This is a genomic window from Alkalihalobacterium chitinilyticum (assembly GCF_029028005.1).
GTDB classification, from domain to species: Bacteria; Bacillota; Bacilli; order Bacillales; family Bacillaceae_F; genus Alkalihalobacterium; species Alkalihalobacterium chitinilyticum.
Genome location: NZ_JAOTPO010000002.1, coordinates 121,761 through 144,009, shown reverse-complemented (window position 1 = coordinate 144,009; position 22,249 = coordinate 121,761). Strand labels below are relative to the sequence as shown.

General features: G+C 39.2%; 16 protein-coding genes and 1 other annotated feature. All 16 genes read right to left on the bottom strand.

What is annotated here, in order from left to right; translation table 11 throughout:
- Positions 1 to 75: 75 nt before the first annotated feature.
- Positions 76 to 663 (bottom strand): ribosome biogenesis GTP-binding protein YihA/YsxC, encoded by a 588-nt coding sequence (gene yihA, locus N7Z68_RS03395; RefSeq protein WP_275117047.1) that lies wholly within the window; start codon positions 661 to 663, stop codon positions 76 to 78.
- Positions 660 to 2,993, bottom strand: a complete 2,334-nt coding sequence (gene lon, locus N7Z68_RS03390; protein WP_275117046.1) for an endopeptidase La — start codon at positions 2,991 to 2,993, stop codon at positions 660 to 662. The genes yihA and lon overlap by 4 nt, the downstream gene beginning before the upstream one ends.
- A gap of 307 nt (positions 2,994 to 3,300) precedes the next feature.
- Entirely contained in the window at positions 3,301 to 4,974 is a 1,674-nt protein-coding gene (gene lonB / locus N7Z68_RS03385; RefSeq protein WP_275117045.1) for an ATP-dependent protease LonB, read from the bottom strand.
- Between the two features lie 428 nt (positions 4,975 to 5,402).
- Entirely contained in the window at positions 5,403 to 5,927 is a 525-nt protein-coding gene (locus tag N7Z68_RS03380) for an Ltp family lipoprotein (protein ID WP_275117044.1), read from the bottom strand.
- A 377-nt stretch (positions 5,928 to 6,304) separates the two neighbouring features.
- Positions 6,305 to 7,570 carry an ATP-dependent protease ATP-binding subunit ClpX gene (gene clpX / locus N7Z68_RS03375; protein WP_275117043.1) on the bottom strand — a complete coding sequence of 422 codons (1,266 nt, stop codon included), beginning with the start codon at positions 7,568 to 7,570 and terminating at the stop codon, positions 6,305 to 6,307.
- Between the two features lie 497 nt (positions 7,571 to 8,067).
- Positions 8,068 to 9,363, bottom strand: a complete 1,296-nt coding sequence (gene tig / locus N7Z68_RS03370) for a trigger factor (protein ID WP_275117042.1) — start codon at positions 9,361 to 9,363, stop codon at positions 8,068 to 8,070.
- A 112-nt stretch (positions 9,364 to 9,475) separates the two neighbouring features.
- On the bottom strand, positions 9,476 to 10,519 hold the full coding sequence (locus tag N7Z68_RS03365) for a tetratricopeptide repeat protein (protein WP_275117041.1): 1,044 nt from the start codon (positions 10,517 to 10,519) through the stop codon (positions 9,476 to 9,478).
- Positions 10,520 to 10,835: 316 nt separating this feature from the next.
- The gene (gene leuD, locus N7Z68_RS03360; RefSeq protein ID WP_275117040.1) at positions 10,836 to 11,420 is read right to left on the bottom strand and encodes a 3-isopropylmalate dehydratase small subunit; all 585 of its coding nucleotides are present in this window, start codon (positions 11,418 to 11,420) and stop codon (positions 10,836 to 10,838) included.
- A 74-nt stretch (positions 11,421 to 11,494) separates the two neighbouring features.
- A complete protein-coding gene (leuC, locus tag N7Z68_RS03355; RefSeq protein ID WP_275117039.1) occupies positions 11,495 to 12,907 on the bottom strand; it encodes a 3-isopropylmalate dehydratase large subunit in 1,413 nt (470 codons plus the stop codon).
- Between the two features lie 100 nt (positions 12,908 to 13,007).
- Complete coding sequence (leuB, locus tag N7Z68_RS03350; RefSeq protein ID WP_275117038.1) at positions 13,008 to 14,096, bottom strand: 3-isopropylmalate dehydrogenase; 1,089 nt, start codon at positions 14,094 to 14,096, stop codon at positions 13,008 to 13,010.
- A gap of 27 nt (positions 14,097 to 14,123) precedes the next feature.
- On the bottom strand, positions 14,124 to 15,671 hold the full coding sequence (locus tag N7Z68_RS03345) for a 2-isopropylmalate synthase (protein ID WP_275117037.1): 1,548 nt from the start codon (positions 15,669 to 15,671) through the stop codon (positions 14,124 to 14,126).
- A complete protein-coding gene (ilvC, locus tag N7Z68_RS03340; protein ID WP_275117036.1) occupies positions 15,658 to 16,680 on the bottom strand; it encodes a ketol-acid reductoisomerase in 1,023 nt (340 codons plus the stop codon). The genes N7Z68_RS03345 and ilvC overlap by 14 nt, the downstream gene beginning before the upstream one ends.
- Positions 16,681 to 16,735: 55 nt before the next feature.
- On the bottom strand, positions 16,736 to 17,254 hold the full coding sequence (ilvN, locus tag N7Z68_RS03335) for an acetolactate synthase small subunit (RefSeq protein WP_216828844.1): 519 nt from the start codon (positions 17,252 to 17,254) through the stop codon (positions 16,736 to 16,738).
- A complete protein-coding gene (gene ilvB, locus N7Z68_RS03330; protein ID WP_275117035.1) occupies positions 17,251 to 18,975 on the bottom strand; it encodes an acetolactate synthase large subunit in 1,725 nt (574 codons plus the stop codon). Before ilvB ends, ilvN begins: the two co-directional genes overlap by 4 nt.
- Positions 18,976 to 19,110: 135 nt before the next feature.
- Positions 19,111 to 19,373 (bottom strand) — a binding site (T-box leader).
- A gap of 25 nt (positions 19,374 to 19,398) precedes the next feature.
- Positions 19,399 to 21,066 carry a dihydroxy-acid dehydratase gene (gene ilvD, locus N7Z68_RS03325; RefSeq protein WP_275117034.1) on the bottom strand — a complete coding sequence of 556 codons (1,668 nt, stop codon included), beginning with the start codon at positions 21,064 to 21,066 and terminating at the stop codon, positions 19,399 to 19,401.
- A gap of 53 nt (positions 21,067 to 21,119) precedes the next feature.
- The gene (ilvE, locus tag N7Z68_RS03320; RefSeq protein WP_275117033.1) at positions 21,120 to 22,028 is read right to left on the bottom strand and encodes a branched-chain-amino-acid transaminase; all 909 of its coding nucleotides are present in this window, start codon (positions 22,026 to 22,028) and stop codon (positions 21,120 to 21,122) included.
- Between the last annotated feature and the right edge of the window lie 221 nt (positions 22,029 to 22,249).

Genomic DNA, 22,249 nt, shown 5'->3' with positions numbered 1-22,249 from the left:
AACTAAGAAATAAGCTTAACAAAAATTTCCTCGCAAAGAAAACACCACTAGAATGAACTAGTGGTGTTTTTCTGGTTATTTTTTCATATAGGCTAAGATTGTATTCCAGGCTTCTTCTTTTCCTTGAGCTGTTTCTGAGGAAAAGACGATTAAAGGGTCTTCTTTATCTTTATTCAGTACTTCTCTAATAACTTTACAATGTTTATCCCATTTTCCTTTAGGGATTTTATCAGCTTTCGTTGCAATGAGAATGACCGGAATTTCATAGTGCTTGAGCCACTCGTACATCGCCCGGTCATCTTTGGATGGCTCATGACGAATATCAATAATTTGAAGAACTGCTTTTAGTTGGTCTCTATTTTGAATGTACGTTTCAATCATTTTACCCCAAGCTTCGCGTTCCGTTTTGGATACTTTGGCAAAACCATAACCTGGTACGTCAACAAAATAGACCATCTCATTAATGAGATAAAAGTTTAACGTTTGGGTTTTACCCGGACGTTGTGACGTTCTCGCTAACTTCTTGCGATTTAACATTTTATTGATAAACGATGATTTTCCAACGTTTGATCGACCTGCAAGACCAAACTCAGGTAAACCTGTCGTCGGATACTGCTCTGGCTTTACGGCTACCGTTCCTAATTCTGCTTTTGTTACTTTCATTTTTGTTTTTTCTCTCCCAACGCTACTTTAAGGACTTCATCTAAATGCGAAACGGGTATAAATGTAAGTTCGTCACGCACACTTTTCGGGATGTCCTCTAAATCTTTTTCATTATCTTTCGGCATAATGATCGTTGTTAAACCAGCGCGGTGTGCACTCATTGATTTTTCTTTTAGCCCGCCAATTGGTAGAACTCGACCTCGAAGTGTAATTTCTCCAGTCATACCGACTTCTTTCTTAACTGGTCGCCCTGTTAAAGCCGATACGAGTGCAGTTGCCATCGTAATCCCAGCGGAAGGTCCATCCTTTGGAGTTGCTCCTTCAGGCACATGGATATGGATATCATTTTGCTCATGAAAACTTGGATCGACTTCAAGTTCATAAGAACGTGAACGAATATAACTAAATGCAGCTTGTGCCGATTCTTTCATAACGTCACCAAGTTTACCTGTTAAAATTAATTTTCCTTTGCCTTGGACAACAGACACTTCAATCGATAACGTGTCTCCACCAACTGTTGTATAAGCAAGCCCAGTAGCTGCACCGATTTGGTCTTCTACCTCCGCAAGTCCATAGCGGAATTTCGGTTTTCCGAGCATATCTTCAACTGTTCTATCTGTAACGACCACTCGTTTTTTCTCACCTGATACTAACATTTTTGCAGCTTTACGGCATAAAGTCGCCATTTGACGCTCCAGGCTACGAACTCCTGCTTCTCGTGTATAATAACGAATCACTTTTAATAATGCATCCTCTTTTACCTGAAGCTTACCTTTGGTCATCCCATGTTCTTTCATCTGCTTCGGTAACAAATAATTACTGGCAATGTGCTGCTTTTCTAATTCAGTATAGCCAGGAATTGATATAATTTCCATTCGGTCAAGCAACGGACCTGGGATCGTACCAATATTATTAGCTGTAGTTACAAACATGACTTTGGATAGATTATATGGCTCTTCAATAAAGTGATCGCTAAATGTACTGTTTTGTTCTGGATCTAATACTTCTAGTAATGCAGCTGAAGGGTCACCCCTGAAATCTGAAGCCATTTTATCAATTTCATCAAGTAAGAAAACAGGGTTAATGGAACCTGCTTTTTTCATTCCTTGGATGACTCGACCCGGCATAGCTCCAACATAGGTACGTCTGTGTCCGCGAATTTCTGCTTCATCTCGTACACCACCGAGTGAAATACGAACAAATTCACGATTTAGTGACCGAGCAATTGATCTTGCCAAAGAAGTTTTACCGACACCTGGAGGTCCAGCTAAACAGAGAATTGGACCTTTTAATTGCTTCGTTAATTGTTGGACCGCTAGATATTCAAGTACACGTTCTTTTACTTTTTCGAGTCCGTAATGGTCTTCATTTAAAATATCTTCCGCATGATTAATATCTAAGACATCTTCCGTTTCTCTCGTCCACGGTAAATTGAGTAACCAATCAATATAGTTGCGGATTACGGAACTTTCTGCTGAAGATGCAGGCATTTTTTCATAACGATCTAATTCCTTTAAAGCTTTCGTTTCAATACTTTCAGGCATGTTAGCTTCAAGTATTTTTTCTCTTAATGACGCTATTTCACCAGAGCGGCCTTCTTTATCGCCCAACTCCTTTTGAATAGCCTTCATTTGCTCACGAAGGTAGTATTCCTTCTGTGTTTTTTCCATCGATTTTTTGACGCGTTGACCGATTTTTTTCTCAAGACCTAATACTTCTTGTTCATTATTTAAAATCTCGATGATCTTTGTTAAGCGTTCTTTAACAGAGGTCATTTCAAGAAGTTCTTGCTTTTCAGCAATTTTTAATGGCAGGTGCGATGAAATAACATCCGCAAGTCTGTCTGCTTCCGTAATGTCAGCAACGGATGCTAACGTTTCATTTGAGATCTTTTTAGAGAGTTTGATGTATTGTTCAAATTGATGAAGAGTATTTCGCATTAATGCTTTTTCTTCAAGCGTATTATCCATGTGCTCTTCTTCAAGAATTGAAATTTCGACCTCAAACATTTCCGTATTATCCGTAAAGCGTTCAATTTTTGCACGGCTAAGACCTTCAACAAGAACGCGAATCGTTCCATTCGGAAGTTTTAACATCTGCTTTACTTTTGCTAATGTCCCGATCGAATAGATTTCATCTTCACCCGGTTCATCTATTGAGATTTCTTTCTGGGTAGAAAGTAAGATTTCATGGTCTTCTAACATTACTTTTTCCAGCGCATTAACTGATTTCTCACGTCCAACATCTAAGTGCAGAACCATTGTTGGAAAGACCAGCAGTCCTCGTAAAGGTAGAAGTGGAATCACTCTTGTATTATTATTTTCAACCATTTTAACAGCACCTCCGACCACCATAGTTCGTTCATCAATACTATGGAGATGTTCACAATGAACGATAGGATTAGTTCCTAATTCCTAATAAAATATGTAGAAAAGTTTACCAAGATTTCTTTTATACAATTCTATCCTATTGCCCTTTCTTTGTCTAATTTAAGTTCGTGAATAGCTTTTTGATAATGAAGAGGATAGTGACGCCATATCGAGTCGTCAATCCCTCTCCATTTTTCATTAGATTAAGAAGCTTGTGAGAAGAAAGTTAGGAGCGAAACTGATTTGCATCGCTCCTATTTTTAATTCATTATACAGATGCAGCTGGGGAGGAAACGGATCCGCTTGCTGGGATAACCTCTTCTTCTTCTTTTTCTTGCAGTAATGCAATATCAAACACTTCTTGAATAGTGGTTACAGGAATGATATTGACATCTCCTAATTCTTTTAAAATCGCTTGTTCATTTTCTTTTGGTATAATGACCGTTTCCGCTCCGGCTTGGATCGCTGCTTCTACTTTTGCGACAACTCCGCCGATAGGTTTTACCGTTCCGTGAATGCCAAGTTCACCTGTCATAGCAACTTTATTACTGATTTTAACTTCTCTAATCGCTGAGAAAATTCCTGTAGCGATCGCGATACCTGCTGATGGACCATCCACCGGTGTTCCTCCCGGGAAGTTCACATGAATATCAAAGTCACTAGTAGGTATACCCATTTTTCGTAAAACTGTAACTACATTTTCTACAGAACCTTTCGCCATACTTTTTCTTCGCACGGAACGGGCTTGGCTTCCTGAACTTTCTTCTTCTACGATACCCGTAACGTTAATCGTGCCTTTACCTTTTGCAACAGAAATGACATTTACTTCAATTTCCATGAGAGCACCAAGGTTAGGACCGAATACAGCCAGTCCATTGACGAGTCCAATTTGAGGCTCGGGATATATCTTTCGTTCTGGTCTCGGGGATAATTGACTCGATTGAATGACCCATTCAACGTCTGCTAGGGAGATCACTTTTCGATCTTCACCTGTTGCTATCCCAGCTGCAATTTGAATAACATTTACTGCTTCGCGTCCATTCGTTGCATATCCACCAATTTTTTCTAAAACACCTTCATCCGCATCAAAACCAATTTTATCGACTGATTTTTTCGCGATTGTCACGATTTCCTCTTGTGTTAGAGCTCTAAAGTAAACTTCTAAACAACGTGAACGCAAAGCTGGCGGTAACTCTTGAGGATTACGCGTTGTTGCCCCGATTAAACGAAAATCTGCCGGCAGTCCTTTTTGGAATATTTCATGAATATGTCTTGGAATATTTTGATTATCTTCATTATAATAAGCACTTTCTAAAAATACTTTTCGGTCTTCAAGTACTTTTAAAAGTTTGTTTAATTGAATCGGGTGTAACTCACCAATCTCGTCAATAAATAGTACCCCGCCGTGCGCTTTCGTTACGGCCCCTTGTTTCGGCTGTGGAATGCCGGCTTGTCCCATTGCTCCAGCCCCTTGATAAATCGGATCGTGAACAGAACCGATTAACGGGTCAGCTATACCACGTTCATCAAAACGAGCCGTTGTTCCATCTAATTCAACGAAGACTGCATCTTGTTTAAACGGTGTTTTTCCGTTTTTCTTTGCTTCTTCTAATACGAGTCGTGCGGCAGCCGTTTTACCGACACCTGGAGGTCCGTAGACGATGACATGTTGAGGATTCGGGCCACAAAGGGCAGCACGTAATGCGCGGATCCCTTCTTTTTGCCCGACGATTTCATCAAAGTTCCCTGGACGAACACGCTCTGATAAAGGTTCACTTAATGTAATTGATTTCAGCTTTCTAAGATGATCCATTTCTTTACGTGATTCTCTATCAACCGACGTCTTCTGATTGCGCTGGCTCTTTAATAAATTCCAAAAATACAGTCCAATAATTGTCCCGAATACTAATTGTATGAGTAGTGCAATTCCTGTCCAATTCATTCAAGTACCCCCTGTGTAAGTTTATGTATGACATTTTCTTTTAGTATGCTTTGATGTCTTTGGAGGTAAACGCAGAAAAACTTGCCTATTTCTGTTAATAAAAAAGTCATAAAGAAGTGTGAAAAGTATGAATGAAAGGAAGAAGAAAAGAATCCGTGCATCAAGTCAATAGAGCAGTGGATAAAAAGAGACCAGCATTAATTGCGGATCTGCTGTTTATATTAGTATTCGTTTCGCTTTGCTAATTACCACATAAAGGGAAATTGCTGATCTAAATATTTCTAATTTATTCAGTATATGTAAAATTCCGGGTCTAAAACACAGCTTTTTAAATAACAAAAGGACCACAACCCGTATGGTTGCAGTCCTTCTACTACTTCAATTGTATTGGTTGTTCAACAGCATAGCAAAACCAAGCGATATATTTGTTAATTTGGTAAATTATCTATAGCATATTGCGCTTGTTCGTTTGTATATTGATCGCCGTATTCTGATGTGAGCTGGTCAAATAGTTCTTGGTCAGACATCGGCATAATATCTAGATAGTTTATCGCCGCTTTAAGGGCTTGTTCGTTATAATCCACTTCTATATTTTCTATAGCGTATTGAGCAGCGTCCTCCGGATATTGGTCTCCATACTCAGAAGACAATTGTTGAAAAAGTCCTTTTTCTGAAAATGGCATGAAGCTGATATAATTTTCTGCAGCTCTTAAAGCATTTCGATATTCACGCGGAACGTCAGCAGCTTCTTGTTCAGCTGGTTCAACCTCATCCACTTCTTTCGCTTCTTCCACTTCGTCTGTTACTTCCACTTCTTCATCTGTAGTTTCAGTATCAATTTCCAGTTCTTCTGCTTCCTCTGTTTCAGCAGGTACTTGGTCTTCTGCTTCTCCACATGCAGTCATAACGGCAATCAATAATGCCATTAAGGTTATAGATAGTATTTTCTTCATAGTAACTTAATTCCCCCTGTATGTTTTATGTACCAGTATAATTATACCACCATTTCCAATAAGTTGTAACAAATCGTTCCAAGTAACACATATACCCCTACTAGGGTTTAGCGCTATAAGTAGTCTTTGTATCTGATGCGTCCATAGTATCGTCCTTTACAGCAAAACAGTCAGTATCCAATTCGATCCTACTGGAATTAAACTCCAAAGTAAGCCAATATGACGTATCTTAAGAAGGGTGAGCGAAGTGTTGCTAGTCGCTCACTAGGTACTGTAGCTAAGTGGTGGTACCAGGCACCTTTATCACAGTAAAGAGATAAAGGTGCCTGGTACCTAAAAAAAGAAGCTGACGGGGTCAGCTTCTTTTGGGTTTTGATTTAAGCACTTTCTTTTGGTACTTCGATTTCGTCGCCGTCTTTTGTGAGCAGCTTCGGCATTTGGTTATCTTCAACTGCTTCTTTTGTAATGACACATTTAGCAATATCTTCTCGTGACGGTAAGTCGAACATTACGTCTAACATGATTCCTTCAATAATTGAACGGAGACCACGTGCACCTGTTTTTCTTTCAATTGCTTTGTTCGCAATTGCACTTAGTGCGTCTTCTGTAAATTCAAGTTCAACATCGTCCATCTCTAATAACTTTACATATTGTTTGACTAGTGCGTTCTTCGGCTTCGTTAAGATTTCAATTAGAGCACCTTCATCTAAAGGCTCTAAGCTTGAAATGACTGGTAGACGACCGATAAACTCAGGAATTAATCCGAAGCGTAATAAGTCTTCTGGAAGAACTTTTGTTAAGTATTCACCTGGTTTTAAGTCTTCTTGTTTCATATCTGAACCGAAACCGATGACTTTTTTACCTAAGCGACGTTTAATAATTTGTTCGATCCCATCAAACGCTCCACCACAAATAAAGAGAATATTTGTCGTATCAATTTGAATGAACTCTTGGTGCGGGTGCTTTCTGCCACCTTGTGGAGGTACACTCGCTGTTGTTCCTTCAAGAATTTTAAGTAATGCTTGTTGAACACCTTCACCAGAAACATCACGAGTAATCGATGGGTTTTCTGATTTACGTGCTACTTTATCGATCTCATCAATATAAATAATTCCTTTTTCTGCTTTCTCTACGTCGTAGTCAGCAGCTTGAATTAATTTCAAGAGAATGTTTTCCACATCTTCCCCAACATAACCTGCTTCAGTTAAAGAAGTCGCATCTGCAATTGCAAACGGAACATTTAAAATTCTCGCTAACGTTTGAGCTAATAATGTTTTACCACTACCGGTAGGTCCAATTAGTGCAATATTACTTTTAGCGAGCTCAACATCTTCTGCAGACTTACCAAGAGAATTAATACGCTTATAATGATTGTACACAGCTACGGATAGTGACTTTTTCGCACTATCTTGACCAATAACATAGTCATCTAAAATTTCACGGATCTCATGGGGCTTAGGAACTTCTTGGAACTCAACTTCTTCTTCTGTTCCTAATTCTTCTTCAACGATCTCTGTACATAACTCGATACATTCATCACATATATAAACGCCTGGTCCCGCAACTAATTTACGAACTTGATCTTGCGTTTTTCCACAAAAAGAACACTTCAACTGTCCCTTTTCATCATTAAATTTAAACATCGTATCACCCCTTACAGAATTGTACCACTCCGATGCATCTTTCCATCATTGGCTTACCGACATCACAACACCAATTTATGAATGAGATTACCTCAATCTTAGAAAGTCACCAATCAAGTGTTTTATTATAGAAACATTCTAATTTGCCCCAATTATGTATAGCATTGTATCACAAAATTGTAACGAAGCGTTAATAGTAAAGCTTATGTCATGAAAGAAAAGAAGTTGCCTTACAAATTGATGTCAGTAAAATTTTCTATGCTATAGTACATTCAAGATTACTGGTAAAAAATCCTCTTTCTTTTTTACCTTTTAAGATTATGTATCGCTTATTGATAAAAACAGGAGACGTTTCTATTCATCTTGTTCAACTAGAGCGAAAATCATACTTGCATTTTCCAGTTGATTACTTTTTTAATATATGTATAACATAAACACATTATCTCTTATATATATGTAAAACAAGGCACGATACTTCGCGCCTTGTTCTTTGTTTATTATTCAGCAGTTTTACTATTTTCAACAAGTAGTTCTACTGCTTTTTGTACTTTTAAGTCTTCTTTAATCGCGTTTGTACCGCCTTGAGCAGCAAGTAAAGATTTAATTTCCTCTACAGAACGCTTGTACATTTCAGACATTTTCTCAAGCTCTTTGTCAACATCTTCGTCAGTTACTTCGATGTTTTCAGCTTGTGCAATTGCCTCTAATGTTAAGTTCACTTTAACACGCTTCTCAGCATCTACTTTGAACTGTTCACGCATACCAGCTTCGTCAGTACCTGTGAATTGTGCATACATTTCAAGGTTCATTCCTTGCATTTGCAGGCGTTGTCCAAATTCTTGAAGCATACGGTCTGTTTCCGTCTCAACCATTGCAGCTGGGATATCAACCGTTGCGTTTTCTGCTGCTTTTTCAACAACAGTATCACGTTTTTGGTTTTCTGCTTGTTGAGCTTTAGATGTTTCTAATTTTTCTCTTAAGTTTTTCTTTAAATCCTCAAGAGTTTCAACTTCTTCATCTACATCTTTAGCAAACTCGTCGTTAAGCTCAGGAAGCTCTTTACGCTTAACTTCGTGAAGTGTTACTTTGAATGTAGCAGCTTTTCCAGCTAAGTCTTCTGAATGATATTCTTCAGGGAAAGAAACTTCAACATCTTTTTCTTCACCAGATTTTAAGCCGATTAATTGCTCTTCAAATCCTGGAATAAATTGACCAGAACCGATTTCTAGTGGATAGTTATCACCTTTTCCACCTTCGAAAGCTTCTCCATCAATAAATCCTTCAAAGTCGATAACCGCTGTATCACCTTCACCAACAGTACCCTCTTCAACAACAACAAGCTCAGCTTGACGCTCTTGAATTTGCTTTAACTCTGCATCTACATCTTCATCAGTAACTGCAGTGTCAACAGCTTCTACTTCTAAGCCTTTGTATTCACCAAGTTCTACTTCTGGTTTTACAACTACTGTCGCTTTAAAAATTAGGCTTGAACCTTTTTCCATTTGCTCGACATCGATGTCAGGACGATCTACAGGCTCAATACCTGTTTCTTGAATTGCAGCCATATAAGCTTCTGGTAATAAAATATCAAGAGCATCTTGGTATAAAGACTCTACACCAAAACGTTGCTCGAATAATGGACGAGGAATTTTCCCTTTACGGAATCCAGGTACATTTACTTTTTGACTAACTTTTTTAAATGCTTCATTTAAAGCTACATCTACTTTTTCAGCGTCAACTTCAATAGTTAAGACACCGTTGTTTCCTTCTAACTTTTCCCATTTAGCAGTCATTAATTATTTCCCTCCAACTTATAAATACATTCATTCCGACTAATATATATACTTGACAACCACTCTATTATAACATACTAGAGAAGCATTTCAAGAAAAGTTCAATACAGATTTACATCTCAACCCCTTGAAATACCTGCTCTTCGACTTCAACGAGTTCATTGGCCGCCTTTACTAACTCTTGTACATTGACATTGTACAGGTTTGAAATTTCATTTTCATCAAATTCGCCGCCTAAGCTTTCTATCACTACTAGATGAACTGCCCCTGCCCAAATGTTCTCATCTTGTGGCTGCGGGAGAAAGGGAACGAGTGCGAATAAATACTGCCACCATAATTGCAACACCATGTCTTTTAAGCTCGGATTGTCTTGTTCTAACTGATATGTAATAATACTAGCCACTTTTTGACCAAAAGGATTTTCAAATAGATCATTTAATTCTTGAGGATTTATGTATTTAACTTGGTCTAGTTTCCTGATTTCAACTTGGTCTTCTATGTTCTTATCTTTAAGACTTTGTAAGATAAATGTTTTAAGGACTAGATCTTTTTCTTCATCTTTAAGGTATTCTAAGTATTTTTCTAAGACATGTGGGTGGTTGTGTTTTTTCAGCTTTTGAATAGCTGCCCATTGTTTTTTTACATCAGGATCTTCTAACAAGTTCAATTGCTCAATTGGTGGCTCTTCCTCTTTTTCTTGGAGGTTGATCACTGTATCCTCTATAATAGGTCCATCTTCACTCATTTGCCGACTAAAATGTAATAATTGGTACAACGTCTCAGCTTGGTTTGAAGGTACCTTTCCTTCAACCAACACTGCTTCGAGCATCGTCACCACTTCTTCGTAACACGCTAATTGTACTAGTAAAGAGACATGAACTTGTAAAACATCAAAATAGTCTCCAATCCCCTCTTGAAGCATTCGTTTACTTTCGGCTACCGCATCATCCAGCTGACCTAATTCAATATATGTAAGAACAACTCCGTATCGAGCTTGAGGGTGACTTTGATCATATTTTAATGCTTGCTGAAAATCGTCTAGTGCATCTTGTAAACGTTTCTCTTTTAATGAAGCCATTCCTTTCTCAACAAGTTTTTCACCAACTCCAGGAAATGGAATCACATTTTGTTCTTTACTTTTCGTTTCATCATTCATATGAACGCTCCACTCTTGGATTTATTGACCATTTACTAATAAGTCTAACAGGTAGTAAGTTGAAATACAAACCTTTATATAGTAGAAACTAGTGTAAAATCTAGCTTAAAACTTGTAAAAATTATATGGAAAATCAACTAACTCTCAACATGCATTTTTATATGGAAGCGTTTTCAATTCTCTCTTTAATTTTACCTCCTAAAAAGAGAATTTAGAAGGTATTAAGGTTATTTTCCCATTATTTTTTTGTTTTATGATCTGAAATGGAACCAAAGAGGATCAAAAGCTGAGGAAATGTTCCTCAGCTTTCTTTATATTATGCATTTGCTTTTTCGTATTCAGTGATCTTATCTTCATAACGTAATGTTAATCCGATTTCATCCCAGCCGTTTAAAAGCATTTCTTTCCAATATGGATCGATTTCAAAAGAAGCTTCAAAACCTTCAGCATCTGTAATCTTTTGATCTTTCAGATTTACTGTCAATTCGTAAATATCTTTGTCTGCTTTTTCAATCAGTTCATAAACTTGATTTTCGTCTAAACGAATCGGCAGGATCCCATTCTTGAAGCAGTTATTGTAAAAGATATCCGCAAAGCTTGGTGAGATAACTACTTTAAATCCATAGTCTTGCAATGCCCAAGGCGCATGTTCACGAGATGACCCGCAGCCAAAGTTATGTGCTGCTACTAAAATCGTTGAACCTTGATTATGAAGCTGGTTTAATTCAAAGTTCGGGTTGTCTGTCCCGTCAGCATTATAACGCCAGTCAAAGAATAAGAACTTTCCAAATCCAGTACGCTCGATACGCTTTAAAAACTGTTTCGGAATGATTTGATCCGTATCTACATTAACACGATTCATTCCGGCCGCTTTTCCTGTATGAACAACGATAGGTTCCATATATTCCACCTTCTTCTACTATTGATAAAGATTGATTTATTAGAATTACGCCTTAGCGATTTTTAGATAAAAGATTAAACTGGGGATTTCTCTAACGTACGAACATCCACAAATTTGCCGTTGATTGCCGCAGCTGCAGCCATCGCTGGACTCACAAGATGTGTTCTCGCCCCTTTACCTTGACGCCCTTCAAAGTTACGGTTTGAAGTAGACGCACAACGCTCTCCTTCAGGAACAAAATCTGGGTTCATACTTAAACACATACTACATCCAGACTCACGCCATTCAAAACCAGCCTCGATAAAGATTTGATCTAATCCTTCATCTTCAGCACGTTGTTTGATTTTTTGTGAACCAGGTACAACAATTGCACGAACACCTTCTGCCACTTTTCTTCCTTTCGCAACTGCTGCTGCTGCTCGAAGGTCACTCATGCGGGAGTTCGTACATGATCCGATAAATACGTGTTGAATAGCAACTTCTGACATCTTTGTTCCAGGCTCTAGACCCATGTACTCAAGCGCCTGCTCAATTGCTTTTTTCTCCGATGTTGCTTCAACATCATCTGGACTTGGGATTGGCTGATGGATTCCAATACCTTGTGCCGGGTTTGTACCCCAAGTTACCATTGGTTGAATTTCATCCGCTTCAATCACAACAGAATGATCATATACTGCACCTTCATCTGTCGCTAAGGCCTTCCATTTTTCAACTGCTTTATCAAACTCTTCACCTTCAGGAACATACTCGCGCCCTTTTAAATAATCATATGTCACTTGGTCTGGACTAATTAAACCAGCCTTTGCTCCAGCTTCAATTGACATATTACAGATCGTCATACGTTCTTCCATCGTCATTCCGTGGATCGCTTCCCCTGTATATTCCATAACATATCCAGTTCCGAAATCTACACCGAATTTAGAGATAATTGCTAAAATCACATCTTTTGCTGTAATTCCTTGTGAAAGACGTCCGTTAACCCGTACTTCTAACGTTTTCGGTTTACTTTGCCACAATGATTGCGTTGCTAACACATGCTCTACTTCACTCGTACCAATTCCGAATGCTAATGCACCGAAGGCACCGTGGGTAGCTGTATGACTATCGCCACAAACGATCGTTTTTCCTGGTTGTGTCAAGCCAAGCTCTGGTCCAATAACATGAACAATCCCGTTATCAGGACTATCAATACCGGCAACCGTAATACCAAACTCGTTACAGTTGTTTTCTAACGTTTCCATTTGCTTTTTAGCAATAGGGTCTGTCACGTTAAAGCGGTCTACTGTCGGCACGTTGTGATCCATTGTAGCAAACGTTAAATCCGGACGGCGGACTTTTCGACCATTAATTCGAAGACCTTCAAACGCTTGCGGTGAAGTAACTTCATGAACCATATGCAAATCAATATATAATAGATTCGGTTTACCGGGCTCATCTAGAACAGTATGGTTTTCCCAAATCTTTTCGATAATTGTTTTTGGTGTCATTCTCCTCTTCCTCACTTTCATATTTTCCATAAAAAGAGTTCCAAAGATCCAAGATTGTCATTTACTCTCGGATCTTCTTCTCCTCTGCCGTAAACGAATTTTATACGACTACTTCCCCTTTGATTAACTCTATAACTTTTGCTGTCATTTCTGTCGTTGAAAGAACTTCTTCCCCTGGATTCGCGATATCACCTGTACGGAAACCAGCTTCTAGTACTTCACTAATTGCTTGATCAATTGCATTCGCTTCTTCAGCCATTCCAAACGAATACTTAAGCATCATAGCAACCGAGGCAATTGTCGCAAGCGGATTCGCTTTGTTTTGTCCTGCAATGTCAGGAGCTGATCCGTGAATAGGCTCATATAGACCTGGTCCACCGCTTCCGATACTTGCAGAAGGAAGCATTCCTAGTGATCCCGTAAGCATCGAAGCTTCATCACTCAGAATATCCCCAAACATGTTCTCTGTTACCATCACATCAAACTGCTTTGGATTGCGGATTAATTGCATCGCTGCGTTATCGACTAGCATATGATCTAGCTCAACATCTGGATATTCTTTTCCAACTTCAATCGCAACTTCACGCCATACACGGCTTGATTCTAAGACATTCGCTTTGTCTACTGAAGTTAACTTCTTATTACGGACTCTTGCTAATTCAAAGCCTTGCTTCATAATACGTTCAATCTCACTGCGCTTGTAAGCTAACGTATCTACAACAACTAAATCGTCACCTTCTTCGCGACGTTCACGCGGTTCTCCAAAGTATAAGCCACTCGTTAATTCACGAACGATCATTAAGTCTACACCGTCAATAACTTCCCTCTTTAATGTTGAAGAGTCAGCTAAACTGTCATGTGCTGTTACTGGGCGTAAATTAGCAAAAAGGTCTAACTCTTTACGAATACCGAGTAATCCTTTTTCTGGTCTCATATGACCAGGCAACGTATCCCACTTTGGTCCTCCAACAGCTCCAAGAAGAACCCCGTCACTTGCTTTACAAGCATCAATCGTTTCTTGTGGAAGCGGAGTATCACATTCATCGATCGCAATTCCACCAATTTTAGCGTAAGTATATTCAAACTCATGATTGTATTTGTTTGCTATTGCGTCTAGTACTTGGAGAGCCCCTTGGATGACCTCAGGGCCAATTCCGTCACCAGGTAAAACGGTAATCTTTTTTTTCAATTCACTCATCTCCCACTCATTCATCCATTACAAGTTCACTTGTTCAACTGGATCTAGTTCACGTGATCTTCGATTTAACACACGATTTACAGCATTTATATAAGCTCTAGCAGATGCTTCTAATACGTCATGTGCTGTTCCACGGCCACTTGTTTCTGTACCGTCGAAGCGAACTTTAACGTATACTTCTGCTAATGCATCTCTGCCGCCAGTAATTGATTGAATACGATAGTCTAATAGCTTAACAGGTGATGCAATGATGCGCTCAAGCGTGTTATAAATCGCTTCAACACTTCCCGAACCTGTTGCTGCTTCTTGAACAATTTCACCGTCAGGCATTTTCATTGTAATCGTCGCTGTCGGAATATTTGTAGTACCGTAATTCACTTGTAAGCTGTCAACCTCATAGTATTGAACAGCTGCACCAATTTTCTCTTCTGTCATAAGAGCGAAAATATCATCTTCTGTAATCTCTTTTTTCTTATCCGCAAGTTCTTTAAATGCCTTAAAGACTTTATTAATTTGTTCATCAGTCGCTGTGTATCCGAGTTCTCTAATTTTATCTTTAAACGCATGGCGACCTGAGTGCTTTCCAAGTACCATACGGTTTGATGATACACCGACAAGTTCTGGTGTAATAATTTCATAGGTTGTTTTCTCTTTAAGTACTCCATCTTGGTGAATACCCGATTCGTGGGCAAATGCATTATTACCGACGACAGCCTTGTTATTAGGTACGACCATCCCTGTTAGCTTACTAACTAATGAACTCGTTCGTTTTACTTCTTTTAATGTCAGGCCGGTTGCTGCTTTATAAAAATCATTTCGGATATGAAGAGCTACTGCAACCTCTTCTAGAGAGGCATTTCCAGCTCGTTCACCAATTCCATTGATCGTTCCTTCGACTTGATCTGCACCTGCTTCAATCGCTGCTAATGAGTTTGCTGTTGCCATCCCTAAATCGTCATGGCAGTGCGTCGAAAGTTTGGCTTTGTGCATATTTGGTACGTTTTCTTTTAAATAGCTGAAAATATGCGTAATTTCTTTCGGAGTGATATACCCGACTGTATCTGGGATGTTAATGACGGACGCACCCGCATCTATTACTTGCTCAATAATGCGAACTAGAAAATCTAGATCAGAACGACAAGCATCTTCAGCAGACCATTGAATTTTAGGGAACCTTTGCGCAGCATATTTTACAGAAGCAACGGCATTTTCGATCACTTGGTCTGGTGTCATCCGCAATTTATGTGTCATATGAATAGGAGATGTTGCGATAAATACGTGAATTCTTGGATCCACTCCGCCTTTTAGTGCTTCCCAAGCTGCATCGATATCCGATTGTACACTTCTTGACAATCCAGTTACCGAACTGCCTTTTACGAGGTCTGCAATCGCTTTAACAGACTTAAAATCTCCAGGGGATGAAGCCGGGAACCCGGCTTCAATGATATCGACCCCTAGTCGTTCTAACTGTCTAGCAATCTCCAGTTTTTCTTCAAAGTTTAAATTAACACCTGCGGATTGCTCACCGTCTCTTAAAGTTGTATCGAATACATCAATTTTTCGCACTACCTACCACTCCTTTTGATTTGGCCTTGACGAAAGGCATCATTTCACGAAGCTCGCGACCAACCACTTCAATTGGATGATTTTTCTCACTTTCATTGATTGCTGTAAACTCTGGACGATTTGCTTGGTTTTCTAAGATCCAGCCTTTAGCAAATTTACCTGTTTGGATATCACTTAAAATCGATTTCATTGCTTTTTTCGTATCTTCTGTTACGATTTGCGGCCCAGCAACAAAGTCTCCCCACTGAGCTGTGTCAGAGATGGAATAACGCATGTACTCCAGTCCACCTTCGTACATTAAGTCAACGATAAGCTTTAATTCATGTAAACACTCAAAGTAAGCAACTTCAGGTTGGTAACCTGCTTCTACTAACGTTTCAAAACCAGCTTTTACTAGAGCTGAAGTTCCTCCACAAAGTACTGCTTGCTCACCGAAAAGATCTGTTTCTGTTTCTTCTTGGAATGTCGTTTCAATTACTCCACCGCGTGCAGAACCAATTTGTTTTGCATAAGCTAATGCTAACTCTTTTGCTTGACCTGTAGCATCTTGATATACCGCGATTAAACCTGGTACACCAGCACCTTCAGTGTACGTACGGCGAACTAAATGTCCTGGACCTTTAGGAGCTGCTAAGAATACATCTACATCTGCAGGTGGTTTAATTTGGTTGAAGTGTACGTTAAATCCGTGTGCAAATACTAACGCTTTACCTGCTGTTAATTCTGGTTCGATTGACTCTTTATAAACTTTCGGTTGGTTTTCATCTGGAAGAAGGATCATAACCACTTGAGCTTTCGCTGCTGCTTCTTGAACTGTAAGTACCTCAAAACCGTCACTTACCGCTTGATCCCAAGATTTCCCTGGACGTAAACCTACAACTACACTTACTCCACTTTCACGTAAGTTTTGTGCATGTGCATGACCTTGAGAACCGTATCCGATAATTGCAACTGTTTTTCCTTGTAATACGCCTTCGTTGATATCTCCGTTATAATAGATGTTTGCCATAATAAATCTCTCCTCTTTTATAGTTAATTTGATTTGGTTTTTATTTAATAAATAGTTAATTAATTAGCGTAATTCTGTTTGCATCTAGAGATCTTTTTGTCCCGCGCTTAAGGGCAGTGATTCCAGTACGAGCAAGGTCTTGAATTCCATATGGTTTAAGAAGGTCTAACAATGCTTCGACTTTTTCGTGATCTCCGGTAATTTCAATGGTCATATTTTCACGACCCACATCAATGATTGATGCTCTAAATGGATTGACGAGAGCTCCAATTTCAGCTCTTTGTTGCGGTGTCACACCGACTTTTATTAATGCTAATTCTCTAGCAACGGTTTGTTCATCGGTTATGTCTCTTACCTTCAGAACATCCACTTGTTTGTTTAACTGTTTTATAACTTGATCGATGTTTCCAATCGTATCTACAACAACGACAAACGTCATTCTAGAAATCGATGGGTTCTCTGTAATTCCTACTGTAATACTTTCAATATTGAAATTACGTCTAGCAAATAACCCCGTGATACGATTTAATACACCTGACGTATTATTTACAAGAGCAGTGATTGTTCGTTTCATGGTTTAATTCCCTCCATTTCATGCTGACCTTTACCAGGAGCAATCATTGGATATACGTTCTCTACTTGAGTAACTCTAAAGTCCATTAAGACTGGACCGTCATGTGCAAGTGCCTCTTCTAATGCTCCTTTGACATCCTCAACTTTATCAATTCGCATTCCTTTTACGTCATAAGCTTCTGCTAGTTTCACAAAGTTAGGTTGTGTGTTAAATACTGAATTAGAGTAGCGCTCTTCATAGAAGAGTTGTTGCCATTGACGAACCATACCGAGTGAAGAGTTATTGACGATAATGATCTTAACTGGCAGGTTTAAATCTTGCAGAATAGAAAGCTCTTGAGCTGTCATTTGAAAGCCAGCGTCTCCTAATATGGAGATAACAGGTGTATGAGGTTCAGCAAATTGTGCTCCAATCGCTGCTGGGAAACCGAAGCCCATCGTTCCTAAGCCACCTGATGTAACCCAACGATTTGGTTTATTAAACTTCAAAAACTGCGCTGCCCACATCTGGTGCTGCCCTACATCGGTAGTGACAATCGCTTCACCATTTGTTACTTCGTAGATTACTTCCATAAGCTTTTGCGGCTTAATCGTTTCTCCATCTTCTTTGTACCAAAGCGGATATTCAGCTTTCATCTTGTCTAACTCAGCTAACCAAACTCCTGTTTCACCAGCAGATCCATTTTCCTCCAACAACATTTTCAATGCTGCTTTGGCATCTCCAACAACTGGAATGTGTGTTTCCACGTTTTTCCCGATTTCAGCTGGGTCGATATCAATGTGAGCGATTTTTGCACTCGGTGCAAAATGTTGTAATGCTCCTGTTAATCGATCATCAAAACGTGCACCTATGCTAATGAGCAGATCACTTTGATGGATAGCCATATTTGCTACGTATGTTCCGTGCATGCCTGCCATTCCTAAAAATAGTTCATGTTCTCCTGGAAAAGCACCAAGCCCAAGTAACGTACTTGCAACCGGAATACGCATTTTTTCAGCATATTCAAATAATTCATCGTAAGCATGTGCATGAAGAACGCCAGCCCCCGATAAAATACATGGCTTTTTCGCTTCCGCAACAGCTTCAGCAAGCTTTCTTATTTGCAATTTATTTGGTACTACCGTCGGTTGATAACCTGGTAAATCGACTTCCTTGTCATAATCAAAGAAACCTGTCGCCACCGAAACATCCTTAGGTAAATCAATAAGGACTGGACCCGGTCGCCCTGTTGTTGCAATGTGGAATGCTTCCTTCATAATTCTCGGAAGGTCTTCTATTGTTCTTACTTGAAAGTTATGTTTTGTAATTGGCATTGTAATCCCAATCATATCTGCTTCTTGAAAGGCATCTGTTCCAATGACCGAAGTAGCAACTTGACCTGTGATCACAACAAGTGGTAAAGAATCAATCAACGCATCGGCAATTCCTGTAACTACATTTGTAGCCCCTGGGCCTGATGTAACAATACATACTCCTGGTTTTCCTGAAACTCTTGCGTACCCTTCTGCAGCGTGAATAGCTCCTTGTTCATGGCGAGCTAGAATATGACGAATACCTGATTTATAGATTTCATCATATGTCGGTAGAATTGCCCCGCCTGGATAGCCAAAGATAACATCTACACCTTCTTTAGCTAAAGCTTTAATCAACATGCTAGACCCTGAAACTGGCTGCTTCTCCTCTACTACATTTAGCTCTTTGTTTCTCAACTTGGTACTCACTTTTTCTTCCTCCCTACTACCAGTTGATTTTTTAATTCATATTTAAAAATTTATATATTTTAAGAAAGAAAAAACCTTTCTTATTACCAAATAAAAAACACCTTCTCACCCCATCATGAACCTATTGGTCCTACTAGAAGGGGTGAAAAGATGTTTTCTTTCCACGGTACCACCCTTTTTTATGACACTTTTACAAATGCCACCTCATGGACGTGAGTATAACCGGACGTCCAGTTTTAATAACGAGTGCAGTGAACACCCGACCAACCCTACTAGCTTACGTTCGAATTGGCACTCCGAGGTGAGTTCATCGAAAGGAGCATCGCCGCCTCTCAGCATAAGCGGCTCTCTGTGGATGCTGATCCTTTTCAACTACTTTTCCTCTTCAACGTTTTTACCTCTATGTTCTTTTTTTCTATTTGTTTATATTTTCATAACCCCGCCAGTATTGGCAGATGTGACAAGCTTTGAATAACGAGCGAGATAACCTTTTTTAATTTTAGGTTCAGGCTCTTTCCAATTTTCTCTTCTATTAGCTAATTCCTTGTCATCGACATTTAATGTGATAGAACGATTTGTTAAATCAAGAGTAATCGTATCTCCATTTTCAACAAAAGCAATCGGTCCGCCTTCAGCAGCTTCTGGACTAATATGGCCGATTGAAATTCCTCTTGAAGCACCAGAAAAACGTCCGTCTGTAATGAGAGCAACCTTTGTACCTAGACCGCGTCCAACAATCGATGAAGTCGGCGCTAGCATTTCTGGCATTCCCGGACCACCTTTAGGGCCTTCATAACGAATGACCACGACATGACCAGCTTTTACATCCCCATTATTGATCCCTTCAAGTGCTTCCTCTTGTGAGTTGTAGACGATTGCTTCACCTTCAAACACTTTAATCGACGGATCAACTGCCCCTACTTTTATAACTCCACCATCTGGAGCTAGGTTCCCAAATAGGACGGATAATCCACCTACAGGACTATAAGGGTTATCTTTTCGGCGAATGACATCATCATTCGTAATTTCAGCATCCTTAACTGTTTCATAAATCGTTTTACCTGAAATCGTAATACGATTAGGATGAATAGCTCCTTCAATTTCACATAGTTCCTTAATAATTGCACTTACTCCTCCAGCTTTATGAACGTCGTCCATTGAATAATCTGAGGCAGGACTAATTTTACTTAAATAAGGAACTCTTTCTGCTACTTTGTTAATATCATTTATGTTGTATTCTATTTCAGCTTCATTAGCGATGGCTAATATGTGTAATACTGTATTTGTAGAACCACCCATCGCCATATCTAACGCAAATGCATCATCAATTGTTTCTTTCGTAATTATGTCACGTGGACGAATATCTTTTTCAATCAACGTCATCAAGTGCTTCGCAGCGTCTTTAATTAGCTGATGTCTACCTTCTGAAGTTGCAACTAATGTTCCATTTCCAGGTAAAGCAACCCCAAGCATTTCCATTAATGTATTCATTGAATTGGCTGTAAACATCCCTGAACAGGAACCGCATGTTGGACAGGCAGATTGTTCAATCTCTAGTAATTCCTCACGAGACATACTTCCTGAAGCAAATGCTCCAACTCCTTCAAATACGGATGCTAATGATAAACTCTTACCATCCGCCGTTCTACCGGCTTCCATTGGTCCGCCGGAAACGAAGACTGCAGGAACATTCGTACGAACGGCTGCCATCAGCATTCCTGGTGTAATTTTGTCACAGTTTGGAATGTAGAAAACTCCATCAAACCAGTGCGCATTAATGACCGTTTCAGCTGAATCACAGATAATTTCTCTACTTGGTAAGGAGTAGCGCATTCCGATGTGTCCCATTGCAATTCCATCGTCAACACCAATCGTATTGAATTCGAATGGAATACCGCCTGCTTCTCGAATAGCTTGCTTTGCTACTTCAGCAAATTTATTCAAATGCATGTGTCCTGGAATGATATCAACGTAGGAATTACAAACACCGATAAACGGTTTATCCATATCTTCTTCTTTTACCCCAGCTGCTCTTAGTAAGCTTCTATGTGGGGCGCGATCTATGCCTTTTTTAATCATATTACTTCTCATATTTGTCCTCTCCCACATCTATTGTATTTTTTGCTAGTACCTTAACTGTATATTTAGCTGACTTCTACTTGAGAGTTCACTGCTGTGTATACTTTTTCCCCATCTTCTACTACCTTTTTACGGAACGCTTTAAGTAACTTATTAGTCTCTTTACCAGGCTTTCCATCACCAATGACTCTTCCATCTACCTTTACAACTGCAATAACTTCAGCTGCAGTTCCAGTTAAAAAGACTTCATCCGCTACATACACATCGTGCCTTGTGAATGGCTCCTCTTTCACGTCGTACCCAAGGTCTGAAGCGATGTCGATAATGGCATTCCTCGTAATTCCTTCAAGTGCTCCTACATAGCCAGGTGGTGTAAGAATTTTATTTCCTTTAACGATGAATACATTATCAGCAGATCCTTCGGCTACGTATCCTTCATTATTGAGCATTAGTGCTTCACTAACTCCTGCTAACGATGCTTCTATTTTTACTAGAATATTATTTAAGTAATTTAAAGATTTAACCTTAGGACTTAATACATCCGGACGATTTCGTCTTGTCGGAACAGTAACAATTTCTAGACCATTTTCATAAAGCTCTTTCGGGAAGAGTGTTAACTGTTCAGCAATTACTATGACGTTAGGTGTAGGGCATGATGCTGGATCTAACCCTAAATTACCTACTCCTCTTGAAACAACGAGGCGAATGTAAGCATCTTGTAATTCATTTACTTTTATCGTTTCAACGATGATCTGAGTTAACTCCTCGAGTGAATGAGGAATGTTAAGCATAATCGATTTCGCTGAATTATATAGGCGTTCTAAATGTTCTTTTAATTGGAATATGTTACCGTCATAAACACGAATACCTTCAAATACACCATCACCGTATAAAAATCCATGATCGTAAACTGAGATTTTCGCATTATGTTTTTCGACAAATTCCCCGTTTAAATAAATCCATTGCTGACTCATACGAAACACTCCTCTTGATGCTTCCAATTGTTAGAAAATTTAGAATTTTCATCATAGACACGTACACAATTTTGACTTAACAACATGTATAAGTGATTAATTATAAGTGCTTGGAAATTTTCATGCACTGCTTTTGTTAATTTTCTTTTCAAACAATTTTGTATTTGAGGACTATAATACGCTTATTATCAGTGCTGGTCAACCACTTTTTCTAAAATTTT